The organism is Clostridioides sp. ZZV14-6009, assembly GCF_020658095.1.
In the GTDB taxonomy this organism is placed as follows: Bacteria; Bacillota; Clostridia; order Peptostreptococcales; family Peptostreptococcaceae; genus Clostridioides.
Window position 1 is genome coordinate 117,417 of the sequence record NZ_JAGWDG010000007.1, and the last position, 13,677, is coordinate 131,093.

General features: G+C 30.0%; 15 protein-coding genes. 11 read left to right on the plus strand and 4 right to left on the minus strand.

Annotated elements, in window-relative coordinates; all coding sequences use genetic code 11:
* Window positions 1-16 precede the first annotated feature (16 nt).
* Window positions 17-658, plus strand: coding sequence for a TIGR01906 family membrane protein (locus tag KGF36_RS11195; protein ID WP_227842793.1), 642 nt, complete (start codon window positions 17-19; stop codon window positions 656-658).
* Window positions 659-750: 92 nt separating this feature from the next.
* Here KGF36_RS11195 and KGF36_RS11200 read toward each other — a convergent pair whose 3' ends face one another.
* Window positions 751-1,011 (minus strand): cysteine-rich small domain-containing protein, encoded by a 261-nt coding sequence (locus KGF36_RS11200; RefSeq protein WP_227829667.1) that lies wholly within the window; start codon window positions 1,009-1,011, stop codon window positions 751-753.
* Between the two features lie 208 nt (window positions 1,012-1,219).
* On the opposite strand from KGF36_RS11200, the gene hflX reads away from it, so the two are divergent.
* The 4 genes from hflX (at window position 1,220) to KGF36_RS11220 (ending at window position 4,642) form a co-directional block, all read left to right on the plus strand.
* The gene (gene hflX, locus KGF36_RS11205; protein WP_227842794.1) at window positions 1,220-2,503 is read left to right on the plus strand and encodes a GTPase HflX; all 1,284 of its coding nucleotides are present in this window, start codon (window positions 1,220-1,222) and stop codon (window positions 2,501-2,503) included.
* Between the two features lie 7 nt (window positions 2,504-2,510).
* Entirely contained in the window at window positions 2,511-3,179 is a 669-nt protein-coding gene (locus tag KGF36_RS11210; RefSeq protein ID WP_227829665.1) for a HEAT repeat domain-containing protein, read from the plus strand.
* Between the two features lie 85 nt (window positions 3,180-3,264).
* Entirely contained in the window at window positions 3,265-3,708 is a 444-nt protein-coding gene (locus KGF36_RS11215) for an NUDIX domain-containing protein (protein WP_227433384.1), read from the plus strand.
* Window positions 3,709-3,997: 289 nt separating this feature from the next.
* A complete protein-coding gene (locus KGF36_RS11220) occupies window positions 3,998-4,642 on the plus strand; it encodes a YigZ family protein (protein WP_227829664.1) in 645 nt (214 codons plus the stop codon).
* An 84-nt stretch (window positions 4,643-4,726) separates the two neighbouring features.
* Here the strand turns inward: KGF36_RS11220 and KGF36_RS11225 are convergent, their stop codons facing one another.
* Both KGF36_RS11225 and KGF36_RS11230 read right to left on the minus strand, forming a co-directional pair.
* Window positions 4,727-5,098 (minus strand): sulfite exporter TauE/SafE family protein, encoded by a 372-nt coding sequence (locus KGF36_RS11225; protein ID WP_227829663.1) that lies wholly within the window; start codon window positions 5,096-5,098, stop codon window positions 4,727-4,729.
* Window positions 5,098-5,484, minus strand: a complete 387-nt coding sequence (locus KGF36_RS11230) for a sulfite exporter TauE/SafE family protein (RefSeq protein ID WP_227829662.1) — start codon at window positions 5,482-5,484, stop codon at window positions 5,098-5,100. The genes KGF36_RS11225 and KGF36_RS11230 overlap by 1 nt, the downstream gene beginning before the upstream one ends.
* Before the next feature lie 177 nt (window positions 5,485-5,661).
* Between KGF36_RS11230 and nadE the strand changes: the two genes are divergently transcribed.
* Window positions 5,662-6,417 carry an NAD(+) synthase gene (gene nadE, locus KGF36_RS11235; protein ID WP_227433380.1) on the plus strand — a complete coding sequence of 252 codons (756 nt, stop codon included), beginning with the start codon at window positions 5,662-5,664 and terminating at the stop codon, window positions 6,415-6,417.
* A gap of 82 nt (window positions 6,418-6,499) precedes the next feature.
* Window positions 6,500-7,219 carry a YebC/PmpR family DNA-binding transcriptional regulator gene (locus KGF36_RS11240; RefSeq protein ID WP_227829661.1) on the plus strand — a complete coding sequence of 240 codons (720 nt, stop codon included), beginning with the start codon at window positions 6,500-6,502 and terminating at the stop codon, window positions 7,217-7,219.
* A gap of 195 nt (window positions 7,220-7,414) precedes the next feature.
* On the opposite strand, the gene KGF36_RS11245 is transcribed toward KGF36_RS11240, so the two are convergent.
* Window positions 7,415-8,419: a substrate-binding domain-containing protein gene (locus tag KGF36_RS11245; protein WP_227829660.1), complete on the minus strand. Its 1,005-nt coding sequence runs from the start codon at window positions 8,417-8,419 to the stop codon at window positions 7,415-7,417.
* Window positions 8,420-8,699: 280 nt separating this feature from the next.
* On the opposite strand from KGF36_RS11245, the gene KGF36_RS11250 reads away from it, so the two are divergent.
* The 4 genes from KGF36_RS11250 (at window position 8,700) to KGF36_RS11265 (ending at window position 13,611) form a co-directional block, all read left to right on the plus strand.
* On the plus strand, window positions 8,700-9,605 hold the full coding sequence (locus tag KGF36_RS11250; RefSeq protein ID WP_227829659.1) for a hydroxymethylglutaryl-CoA lyase: 906 nt from the start codon (window positions 8,700-8,702) through the stop codon (window positions 9,603-9,605).
* A 69-nt stretch (window positions 9,606-9,674) separates the two neighbouring features.
* The gene (locus KGF36_RS11255; protein WP_227842796.1) at window positions 9,675-10,937 is read left to right on the plus strand and encodes an SLC13 family permease; all 1,263 of its coding nucleotides are present in this window, start codon (window positions 9,675-9,677) and stop codon (window positions 10,935-10,937) included.
* Between the two features lie 76 nt (window positions 10,938-11,013).
* Window positions 11,014-12,207, plus strand: a complete 1,194-nt coding sequence (locus tag KGF36_RS11260; RefSeq protein WP_227842797.1) for a CaiB/BaiF CoA transferase family protein — start codon at window positions 11,014-11,016, stop codon at window positions 12,205-12,207.
* A gap of 609 nt (window positions 12,208-12,816) precedes the next feature.
* Entirely contained in the window at window positions 12,817-13,611 is a 795-nt protein-coding gene (locus tag KGF36_RS11265) for an enoyl-CoA hydratase-related protein (protein ID WP_227842798.1), read from the plus strand.
* Window positions 13,612-13,677: the final 66 nt, after the last annotated feature.

Genomic DNA, 13,677 nt, shown 5'->3' on the forward strand with positions numbered 1-13,677 from the left:
TTACTGGGGGGATTTCATGAAAAAGTTTCTAAATATAATTTTTTCAGTGTGTATCAGTATAGTTATAATAGTAAGTGCTATTAATTTTACTGTTGGATTTAAACAACTTTATTATTTTGATATTGATTATTTAAACATATCAGAGTTATCTGGTTTATCTAAAGATAATATAAAATTAAATTATGATTACTTAATAGATTACAACCTAAGTAAGGATGTATCTGAGTTTAAGTTACCAACATTAGAATCTTCTCCAGAAGGGAAAATACATTTTGAAGAAGTGAGAAATATATTTCAAAATATCAATAAATTATCTAAGTTATTAATGATAATTTCTTTGGTAGGAATTATATTAAGTGTAAAAAATAAAAATATAAAACTACTAAAAACTACATCAATGACATTGATAATCATGCCAGTAGTGTTGGCATTTCCTATTTTGTTGAATTTTGAAAAATCATTTATTATTTTTCATAAATTATTATTTAGAAATGATTATTGGATATTTAATCCTGATTTAGACCCAGTTATAAATATGCTTCCAGAAGAATTTTTCTTTCATGCTGGACTGATGATTTTGATATTGATTTTTGCAGTAAGTATGTTGCTTTTTGCAATGTATAAATTATGTAAATTATTTAAAAGTAGAAAGATATAAATTAAAACTTATACAATAAAAATAGCTATGTAATACTATTTAGACTAAAAGTAGTCAATAAATATTTATACATAGCTATTTTTAATAAAAAATTATTTTTTGCAAGTAATTTTAACTAAGTCTTGAAATTTTCCCATAATATAATTATAATTATCTTTTTTATGAGGTAGCATACAGCTACTGCAATCTTTAATTCCTTTCTCTGTGTACTTAAAGTTTCCTCCACAATTTTCTCCTAAAGCATATAAAGGACAATAGCAAAATAAACAGTTAAATTCTTCTGGTTTATTCGTTTTATGACAAGGGAAAAACTCACAATCTTTGTGATTAAAAAATTTATAATTTTCGCCCATATTTTCCTCCTAATTTAAATAAAATATCAAATCTTTTATAAGTATATAAGATTTTGGTGATAATATAATTATACTAAATATTCTTATTAATAGTTGATAATATAGTATTATTAATCATATTATTAATGGTATAATTAGTAAACAGATAAATAATGTAAGTGTTTAATACAATTATATTATGCTTTATAACAAAAAATGAGGTGATTAAGTGAAAGAAATTCAAGAAAGAGCACTTCTTGTAGGTCTAAATTTGACAACAATAATTAAAAAAAGTGATGATATAGACATTAATGAATCCATGGAAGAGCTAAAAGAATTAGCTAAAGCTGCTGGTGCAGAGGTTGTAGGTAGCTTAATTCAAAATAAGCAAGCTGTTGATGCAGCTTATTATATAGGAAAAGGTAAGGTAGAGGAAATAAGAGCATATAGTGAATCATTAGATGCTACTTTAGTAATTTTTAATGACGAATTATCTGGCGCTCAAATTAGGAATATTGAAAATGTTGTTGGAAAAAAAGTAATAGATAGAACTACCTTAATTTTAGATATATTTGCTCAAAGAGCACTTAGTAAAGAAGGTAAATTACAGGTTGAATTAGCACAATTAAAATACAGATTACCACGACTTTATGGAATGGGTGGTGAGATGAGTAGAACAGGTGCAGGAATTGGAACTAGAGGGCCTGGAGAACAAAAGTTAGAAGTAGATAAAAGACATATACTTAATAAAGCAGCAGATATAAGACGTGAACTTAAAGAGGTAAAAAAGAATAGAGAGACACAAAGAGTTAAGCGTTTAAAATCAAATATACCAATTGTCGCACTTGTTGGGTATACAAATGCAGGAAAATCGACCTTACTAAACGAATTAATAAAGACACACAAGGATTATGAACAAGAAAAAGAAGTTTTTGTAAAAGATATGCTTTTTGCAACTTTAGATGTAACTTTAAGAAAAGCTCTTTTGCCAAATAAAAAAGAATTTTTAGTAGTAGATACTGTTGGATTTGTCAGTAAACTTCCCCATGATTTAGTAGAGGCATTTAAGGCTACACTAGAAGAAGTACAGTATGCAGATTTAATTTTACATGTAATTGACACAACTAATACTAGTTATGAATTGCAAAAAAGTACAACTGAGGGTGTATTAAAAGAACTTGGTGCAAATGATAAAAAACATATACTTGTATATAATAAAGTAGATAAGTTAGAGTTAGATATATATCCTAAGAGTCAAGAAGATATTGTGTATATATCTGCAAAACAAGGCATAAATATGGATAAGCTATTAAATATGATAGAAATTGCTTTAATGGAAAATACTTATTCAGTAAGTTTGATGTTACCTTATGAAAGAGGTGATATATTTAGTAGAATAAAAGATAAATACAATGTGGAGAATTTTGAGTATGGGGAAAATGGTATAACATTAGATGTAAATTTAGATGAAGAAGATTTTAATATCTATAGAGAGTACATATTAGAAAAATAGGTTTGATATGGATATAAATTGGGAAAATATAGATAATCTTGAAGATTATTTTATAACCTATCTTCTTTACAAAGAATCCAAAACAGTATCTCAAATTAGTAAAATTAGAAATATTTCAAATGTTGAAGCAAGTGAGCAACTTATACAAGCAAAGTTGAAGATAAAAGAAATGCAAAAAGATGATTTTGAGGCATCTAAGGATATTTTAGATAAATTTTTAGAATTAGATAAAATTAAGAGACTTGATTTTATGGATAGCTTAGATGACGAAAAAATGGTATACTTTAAGAGAAAGGTTTTCAAAAGAATCCTTGTAGAAAAAAATGCTGAAGATTTGATTGTTTTAATTTGGGCAACAGGTGAGCTAAGAGATGATAGGTTTTTGAAGTTACTCCATCAGCTCACAAACCACAGACACTCAGATATTAGAAGAATAACTTATTCAGCAATAAGAAAGATTGAGTCACCAAGTAGTAGAGAAGTTTTGCAAAAAGGTCTCTACGATAAAAATGCACAAACTAGACAATATTGTGCAAAAGCTCTTTCAAAATTAGGAGATGAAAACAGTTTAAAGATTTTACAGCAGTTAAAAGATAAGAATAAGAATTTTGAAAAAGAGTACGTGCTTAGAGCTTATGATGAAGCCATTAAAGCATTATCAAATTTGAAAAAGTGATTTTTTATTAAAGTAATTTGTTTACTTAATGATTTATTTATGGAGTTTAACAAGGTAATTAATAAATTAATGGGAGGGGTTTCAAATGATAGTAAGACGTTGTGCAGGTGGAGTAGTGTTTTATGCTAATAAAGTACTTATTGTAAAAAATGATAGAGGTGAATGGACACTTCCAAAAGGAAAGATACTTGGAGGAGGACTTCCATATGAAAGTGCTGTTGAAAGAGTTAAAGTAGAAACTGGCATAGATGCTAAAATGATAGATGTAGCTGGCGATACTATGTATGAATTTTTCTCAAGAAGTAGACAACAAGAAGTTTGTAATGCGATAATGTGGTATGTTATGGAAGCTTGTAATACTGAATGTGTACTTGCTCCTGAATTTCAAGAAGGTGGATTTTACAAGATAAAAGATGCTTTAGAAATGTTGTCACATCATAAAGAGCAAGCTTTAGTTGAAGTATCTTATAAAAAGTTTAAAGAATTAAAGAAATTAGTTTCAGAGGGCGACGATGTTCCAGCAAACTAGTAGTGAATTTATAGAGTTTTGAGGAAGGGTTAGACCCTTCCTTTTTTAATTCCAAGTTTTAGAAGTGTATACTTTATAGTTTATCTGATTTGTATATTAATAAATTATATTGATTTATGTCTCAATAAATTATATTAAAAATAAAAATTAAAAATCTTGTGATTTTATTATATAATTGACTTATAATGCTAACAAAATGAATACTAAAAATTCTATTTACATTTTAAGTGGAGTAATTTTTATAAATAAAGATATATTTTAGCAAATGACAAAAATAGGAGGAGTTATAATGAGTAATTATAGGACATTACACGAATTTGGAACAGATGAGATAACAATTGAAAAATCTGTTTTTATTGGATATGCTAAGCCTATACAAAGTGAAGAAGAAGCAGTAGAATTTATAAATGAAATAAAGAAAAAACACAAAGATGCAAATCATAATGTGTGGGCTTATACAGTTGGACAAAATATGAATATACAAAGGTATAGTGATGATGGAGAGCCACAGGGAACAGCAGGGATACCAACATTAGAAGTCATAAAAAAAGAGGATTTGAGAGACGTGGTAGTTGTTGTTACTAGGTATTTTGGTGGTATAAAATTAGGTGCAGGTGGTCTGGTTAGAGCTTATACAAAAGGTGCTAAGTTAGGCTTAGAATCTGGAAAAATAATTAGTAAGGTAATGTACCAAGAAGTTAAAGTTAAGATAGATTATACTCAACTTGGAAAGGTACAAAATGAACTGATGAATTTAGGGTACTTTATAAAAGATACCATATATGAGGATAATGTTGAGATAATAGTATATTCAAAGTTAGAATATGTGGAAAAACTATCAGAGAAAATGATTGATATAACAAGTGGAACAGGGAAGATAGTTTTAGGAGAAGAATTTTATTTATCTGAACAGGATGGAGAAATTTTACTATAAAAATCTTACTGTAATTTAACCTAAAAGCATAAAAATAGAATAGTTATATAGAAAATAAAAGCCATTAATTTATATTAAAATAATTTAATGGCTTTTATCAGATTTTGCACAGAATCCTTTTTTAACTTCGAATAAACCAACTAAAAGTAAAAACACTCCAAATATTTTCTTCAATATATCAGAAGATAAATAATTAGCTAATAGTGAACCAAATATAGCTCCTAACACTCCAAATACAGCTATTGGGATAACTAATTTGAAAACTACATTTTTATTTTTTATATGTATAGCCAGTGCTATAAGTGTCATAGGTATGGATGAAAGTAAGTTGACACTCTGTGCTATTTTAGTATCTATACCAGCAAGTAAAACGAGAGCAGGAATAAGAATAGTTCCACCACCCATTCCCATTCCTCCAATAATTCCTGCAAAAAATCCAATTAAAGCAAATAACATTAAAACACCATCCTTAATGCTGCAATTATCATAATTAATCCAAAAGAAATTCTAAGAAACTTTCCAGTAACTTTATTTAGTAATTTAGCCCCTATAATGCCGCCAACAATACTTCCTGCTGCAACTTTTATTGTTAAGTTAATATCGTAAGTTCCTTTAGAAACATATAAAACAGAACTTGCTGTTGTCAAGAAAATTATTATAGAAAGAGCTGTTGCATGAGATTTATGTTCTTCTACCTTCACAATATCATTTAGTATTGGTACTAAAAGAGTACCTCCTCCAGAGCCAAATACCCCGTTTATAAATCCTGTAAATACTCCAATTATCGTATTTTTTATATTGAAATCAAAATATTTTTTCTTTAAGTTATTAGTATTTTTCATAAAAACCACCTTCTGAAATAGTTTTACCAAAATAGGCAAATTATATTTATATAAAATAATATTAAATATAATCCTTCATTTTTGCTTAAATTTGCATAAAAAAAAACATGTTAAAACAACATATTAATATATGGTATAATATATTAAAACAAAGTAGTAAATTGAGAGGAGATAATGATGTCAAATATAAAAATACAAATAGACAAAACTGTAGAATGGCTTAAAAATAAAGTTAATGAGGCAAATGCAAAAGGATTAATTGTTGGTGTATCTGGAGGAATTGATTCAGCAGTAGTTGCTAATTTAATTAAAAAAGCTTTTCCAGAAAACTCTATGGGAGTTATAATGAGCATAAAAAGTAATCCTCAAGATAGAGAAGATGCACTTAAGGTTATAGAAGGATGTGATATAGAATATCTTGATTTAGACCTTATAGAACCACAAAGTGCTATATTAGACATGGTAGTAGGAAATTTAAAAGAGAAACATTTATATAGAGAAGAATATTTAAAAATGACAGATGCAAACTTAAGAGCAAGAGTAAGAATGAGTACTATTTACACAATTGCTAACAATCTAGGATACTTAGTTGTTGGTACAGATAATGCTGCAGAAATACACACTGGATACTTTACTAAGTTTGGTGATGGTGGAGTTGATATTTTACCAATTGCAAATTTAACTAAAGCTGAAGTATATGAATGGGCAAAAGAACTTGGTGTTCATGAAGATTTAATAAATAAAGCTCCTTCAGCAGGTCTTTGGGAAGGACAAACAGATGAAAATGAAATGGGAACTACTTACAATATGATAGATGCTGTATTAGAAGGTAGATTAGATGAAGTTCCTCAAAGAGACCAAGAGATAATAGAAAGACTTCATAGAATAAGTGAACACAAGAGAAAAACGCCTGCACAACCTCCTAAGTTCTAATTTACTATTTTCACGATTTGTGATAAAATTTACAAGTGATAAAAATTAGAATAATTAATTGTACGTATTAAGGAGTGGAAATATGGGACGTATAGGAAATATAATTAATAGAAAAGGTAAACAAGATGCTCAAAGAGCAAAAATATTTACGAAACATGCTAGAGCAATAGCCGTTGCAGCTAAAGAAGGTGGCGCAGACCCAGAATATAATGCAGCATTAAAAACAGCTATAGAAAAAGCTAAGGCAGATAATATGCCAAATGATAATATAGATAGAGCTGTTGCTAAAGGTGCAGGTGCAGGTGCTGGAGAAGACTATGAAACTATAGTTTATGAAGGATATGGACCTGGTGGGGTTGCTGTTATAGTAGAGACTTTAACTGACAATAAAAATAGAACTGCTGGTAATGTAAGATACTACTTTGATAAAAACGGAGGAAACCTAGGAACTACTGGATGTGTGTCTTTTATGTTTGATAACAAAGGACAAATATTAGTTGGTGCAGGAGATGGCGTTTCAGAGGAAGAATTAATGGATGTTGCATTAGAAGCAGGTGCTGAAGACTTTATAACAGAAGAAGATGGTTATGAAATAATAACTACACCAGAAGATTTTTCTAGTGTTCGTGATGAATTAAAAGCAAAAGGGTATGAATTTATATCTGCTGATGTAAAGATGATACCTCAAACTACAACTGTTTTAACAGAAGAATCTCATCTAAAAATGATGAATAAATTAGTTGATATGCTTGAAGAAGATGATGATGTTCAAGATATCTACCATAACTGGGAAGTAGAATAAATATTATATCACATTGAGATTTGTAATTATTACATTAATTTTACTATGTGATAAATTTTATAAAATAAGTAATTATTAAAATGAACATATACACCTCTAAACTATGTCTGCATAAATAATATGTGAACATGGGTTAGAGGTGTTTTTTTGTGTATGGAAGATAGCTGTAAAAAATGTATTTATAAGTTAAGAATTTTAAAGTAAGTTCTGAGCAGGACTTGATTGCCTATAAATAATTGATGGGTATATCACTTGTTGCTGAATACCGCTTATACGACCAGTTACTATATCAATAATCATCCTAAGACTACGTTCTGCTGTCTCTTCCATCTTCAAATCTATAACTGTCAAAGGAGGAATACTTCTTGCCATTAGTCGTGCAGGACCATTGCTTGCTGCAAATATTTGAACATCCTCTCCAATTACAATTCCCGATTCATTAAATGCATTCATCATACCAAGAGCTACCACGTCATGATTACAGAAAATTACTTTTTTTAGTGAATTTTTTGCAAGCATTTTTTGAGCAATATCGTATCCACTATCTATTTTATTAGAACAATAATATATAGAGTCTGATAACTGTACTCCATGTTCCTTACATGTTTTTAAAAAAGATTTACCTCGCAAGGTCATGCATGTGAAAGACGTTGGATTGAATACAGCTGCAATATCATTTTTACCATTTTGGATAGCATGTAAAGCTGCTATACGACCAGTTTCTTCATTGTCAATAGAGACACTTGAAAAACCAGGTATTTCACGATTTACAACAACTACAGGAATTTTAGGTTTATTTTTTAATAGATATTCTATGTCATCAGCATTGATACCTGTTAAAACAACTCCATCATAATAATTATTTGAAAAAAGATATTCATCATCACATAGATGGCCAACACTGTAAGGGCGTATTATGATATTTATATTTAAATGTTCTAAAGAAACTATGTGGTTTATTGCTTGAAATATATTAGTTGATGCCAACTCAAATCCTTCATCTTGCCAATAAAATGCTATTTGTATATTGTTGCGTTTAATAGGAGTAGAGCGTTTATATCCAAGCCTATCTGCTGAATTTAATACAAGTTCTTGTGTCTGTAGTGGAATTCTACGCTCATTTCCTTTACCACTTAAGACATACGAGACAGTTGCTGAAGAAAGGCCACAGTCCTTTGCAATATCTTTGATTGTTGCCATGATAAAATCCTCCTTGAGTAGTTGCTTAAATTTGCTTATATCAATAATCTTAACATATATTCAACTAAAGAACAATATTCTACAACGCGTATATTTTACATGTCTAGAATAAATAAATTTTAAAAAATTTATTATTATGTTGACAGATTATGTTGACAGAATTTAGTTTATAGGATTATAATATGCTTAAATAAGCTTATTAATTAAGTTAAATTAAGCGAAGTTAAGCAGGAACATACAATGCTAGCTTGTTATGTGACTGTAAAAAGGGGGAAAAGAAATGAGTAAGGTAAATATATTTGAAGTTGGTCCTAGAGATGGATTTCAAAATCTGAAGGAATTTTTAGATACTGATAAAAAACTTAAGATTATTGATGGTCTTATTGCATCTGGGATTAGACAACTTGAAATTAGTTCATTTGTAAGCCCAAAAGCAATACCTCAGATGAAAGATGCAAAGGAAGTAGCAACTTACTGTGTAAAAAATTATCCTGATGTGAAACTTTATGCATTAGTTCCAAATTTATATGGTGCTAAAGTTGCATGGGAGTGTGGTATAAGAGATATATCTTATGTTATTTCTTTGAGTGAAACTCATAACAAGAAAAATATAAATCGTACTCATGAAGAGTCTATTGATGAGCTTAAAAAAATAATGAGTACTTATCCAGATATGAATATATGTATTGGAATGGCTACTGTATTTGGATGTCCCTTTGAAGGTTTGCCAAAAATTGAAGATGCCATAGCATTTGCCAAACGTCTTTGGGAAAACGGTATCAGAGAGATAAACCTAGCAGATACAATAGGCATTGCCGACCCTAAACAAGTAAGAGATACTATTAGTGCACTAGTTGAAGCTTTGCCAGAGTGCAGATGGCAGGTACATATTCATGACACTAGAAATATGGGGATGGTTAATACTCTTGCTGCTATTGAATGCGGAATTACCACTGTGCAGTCTACACTTGGGGGATTAGGAGGGTGTCCTTTTGCTCCTGGAGCATCTGGAAATACTGCAACTGAAGATTTAGTATACATGCTCGAACGCATGGGGTATGATACAGGCGTTGATTTTGTTAAACTTCTTGAATTATCAAAGTATCAGATGAGTTCTGTAAATGGTGTATATAGTGGTCATCATGTAAATATAAAGTCTGAGAGTTCTAATTGTCAGTCCTATTGATTAACGAAACATATCTATTAATAAAGTATATTAGTTAATAAAATAAATAAAAGAATTGAGGGGATTAGTATGGATGTTATAGCTTTACTTTTATTCTTAGGAGTTATTATTCTTGCATTTGTACGTAAGAATAATGCAGGTATTTTAGCTTTAGCTATTGGTGTTATAGCTGTTAGAATTTTTGGTATGGATGATAAAGATCTTTATGGAGCTATAAGTAACTCAATGTTTACTACGCTTGTTGGTATAACATTACTTTTTGCAATAGTGAATTCAACAGGAGCATTGAAGCTTGTTGCAGAAAAAATTGTAGCTGCTTCAGGTAAACGTGTTTGGCTTATACCTATAGCAGTTTTTATAGCAGGGTTTGTTGTTGCTGGTGTTGGGCCTGGAGCAATCCCAGCACTTGCAATTATTCCTGCAATGGCTGTTCCTGTAGCAATAACTGTTGGTTATAATCCTGTGATGCTTGCACTTATAGGTGAATGTGGATTAATGGCAGGACGTATGACTCCTATTACTCCAGAAGGTCAAATCATAACAACTGTTGCAGAGGGAGTTGGAATTGAAAATGTTATGCCTGCTGTTTTAGCTTGTCAGACTCTTTCAACAATCGTATTTTCAATAGTATTGTTTATAATTTTTAAAGGATATAAACTTAAAAAGCCTATAAATGTTATAAATAGTAAGGAAATAGAAAAATTTAATGTAAAGCAGATAATTTCTCTGACAAGTATAGTGGTTATGATTGCTTTTATCATAATCTTTGATATGAATGTTGGACTTGCAGCTTTTTCAGTTTCAGCTGTACTTCTTCTTTTCAATATTGCTGAAGATGGAGAATGTATCAAAGCAATTCCATGGAGCACGATAGTAATGGTACTTGGAGTAGGTGCAATGATGACAATCGTAGACGCAGCAGGAGGAATTGATTTAATGAGTAATGCATTGTCATCATTGATGAATAGTAAAACAGCTACCCCAATTATGAGTATTTCAGCAGGGCTTATGTCTATGGTTAGTTCAGCATTAGCAGTAGTGTATCCAACCATGATGCCTATGTGTGTTGATATAGCTAAGTCAGTTGGAGGAGTAGACCCACTAGCACTTATTGCAGCAGTTGGTGTGGGAGGTTCTCTTGCTGGTGTAAGTCCACTTTCTACTGGTGGTGCATTGATTTTGGCAGCTATGGGGTCAAGTAAAAAAGACTTCAATAAAGAAGAACAAAATAAGGTGTTTGTTCAACTTTTCATTATGAGTGCAGTTGGACTATTGGTTATTGCAGTAGTATCAGTTCTATTTTTTAATGGAATAGCACATATAATGCATTAATTTCGATAATCGGAGAATTTGTTATTAAACTCAACTTTTAATATTGAGTAATATAATATAAATTGGGGGTATAGTTATGAAAAAGGGAGCATTAAGTAATATAAAAGTACTTGACCTTACTAGAGTTCTTGCAGGGCCATATTGCACAATGATGTTGGCTGATTTTGGGGCTGATGTTATAAAAATAGAAGTACCAAAAAAAGGTGATGATACAAGAGGTTTTGGACCTTTTGTAAATGGAGAGAGTCTATATTATGCAAATATAAATAGAAATAAGAAAGGTGTAACTTTAAATCTTAAGTCAGAAAAAGGCAAAAAGATATTTTTAGATATGGTAAAGCAAGCTGATGTTGTAGTAGAAAATTATAGACCAGGTGTTATGGAAAAGCTAGGATTGGGTTACGATGAGCTAGCTAAAGTGAACAATCAAATAATTTATGGAGCTGTATCAGGCTTTGGATGTTATGGGCCATATTCAGAGCGTCCAGGATATGATATTATTGCACAAGCAATGGGTGGTCTTATGAGTATAACAGGAACTGAAGGAGGAGAACCAACAAGAGTAGGTAATGCTATGGGAGATGTATTGGGTGGAATGAATTTAACTATTGGTATACTTGCAGCACTTAATGCTAGAGAGATAATAGGAAAAGGACAAAGAGTAGATGTTTCCCTCGTTGATTCTGTTGTATCATCTCTTGAAACTGGTATACAGAGATATTTTGATTCAGGTCAACCTGAACTTATGGGAAATAGATATGCCTCAGCTTATCCTTATGATTCTTTTAAAGCAAGCGATGGTAATTTTGTAATAGGTTGTGGTAATGATAAACTTTTTGAAAATTTATGTAAGAAGGTTCTTTTTAGAGAAGACCTTTTAATAGATGAAAGGTTTAATACAAATCTTAACCGTTGTGAAAACCATGCATCTCTCAAACCAGAGATAGAAAAATGGTCTATCAACTATACAATAGAAGAAGCTGTTGATTTAATATCGAAAGCAGGAGTTCCTGCTGCTCCTATATATGACCTCGGTCATGTTACAACAAATGAACATATTGCAAAGGCAAGAGAAATGATTGTAGATATTAAACATCCTATTATAGGAGATATGAAAGTCAATGGAAATCCAGTTAAGTTGATGACAACAAAAGCTCAAATTAATGTACCAGCACCATCTTTAGGAGAAAATAATGAGGAGATTTATAATAGCTGGCTTGGGTTTGATGGTGGAAAAATAAATGAGTTAAAAGAGAGTGGAGTTATTTAATTTTAGAATAATATCAAATAAAAGATTAAATCAACATTATAAATCAAATCTAAAATTATCAGGAGTATTTAAGATAGGAAAAACTATTTAGACATTAAGTCTTTGTGGTTTTTCCTATTTTCGTTAAAAAATTTATACTATTGGAACATATACATAGATATACTAAACTAAAGTATTAACAATTTAAATTAATAGAAAATAAATTACCTAATATGTTAAATAAGGACTCTTTTACTAGAGTGCAAATAAACTTAGTGCAAATAAACTTATGGATATACAACTTAAACTATTTTAATGAAAATATCAAAAATGAGACTACATTCTCAAAAATGAGACTGTGTTTTTAAAGTATTTTCTCGAAAATGAGACAAAAATATGGTTTTATGGGTTTTGTTGGATAAAAATTCTTTAGTGAATTATAATTTAATCAATTCTAAAGTTAAAAATGATTAAAAATTAAGTGAAATTTATGTATATTTTGTTTATTTTATCAAAAAAAATAATTTTTTAACAAAAATAAAGGAATTTAATATAAGTTGGCGTAGAACTTGCTATTATATATTAACAAGAAATGTAGAAAAAATAACAATGCATAATGGGGGGAATATGATGGGATTTGTAATGGAAAATTTGAAAAATCTTAAGGTGGAAGTTAAGGATAAAGTCTGTGTTATTACTATAAATAGACCTAAAGCTTTAAATGCTCTTAACAATGACACTCTTAGAGAATTATCTCAAGTTATTGATGTAGTATCAGAAAAGGAGGAAATATTAGGAGTTATTATTACTGGAGAAGGTAAAGTTTTTGTAGCTGGAGCTGATATACGTCAGATGCAAAACTATAAAAGTGAAGAAGGCAGAAAATATGCAGGTTATGCCCAAGGAATTTTTGATAAAATTGAAGCTCTTGAGAAAACAGTAATAGCAGCAGTCAATGGATATGCATTAGGTGGTGGATGTGAACTTGCTATGAGTTGTGACATTAGAATTGCATCAGAAAAGGCTATATTTGGACAACCTGAAGTTAATTTAGGAGTCATTCCATGTTTTGGTGGAACTCAAAGATTATCAAGACTTGTTGGAACTGGGATAGCCAAGGAATTAATTTTTACAGGAAGACAAGTAAACGCAGAAGAAGCTAAATCTATTGGTCTTATTAATAAAGTGGTTCCAAGTGATGTGCTTTTAGAAGAGACAATTAAGATGATGAACCAAATAGTTGAAAAAGCACCAATAGCAATAAGATATGCAAAAGTTGCTATTAATAAAGGGATAGATATGGATTTAAAAAATGCTCTTGAACTAGAGAAAGATATTGCAGGCTTAACTTTTGCTACAAGAGATAAGCAAGAAGGCATGGATGCATTTATAGAAAAGAGAAAACCGATTTTTGAAAATAAGTAATTATTATAACTAAAATTAGAACAAATATAGAATATATTCAAAATCTAAATTTCGTGAAAAAATACA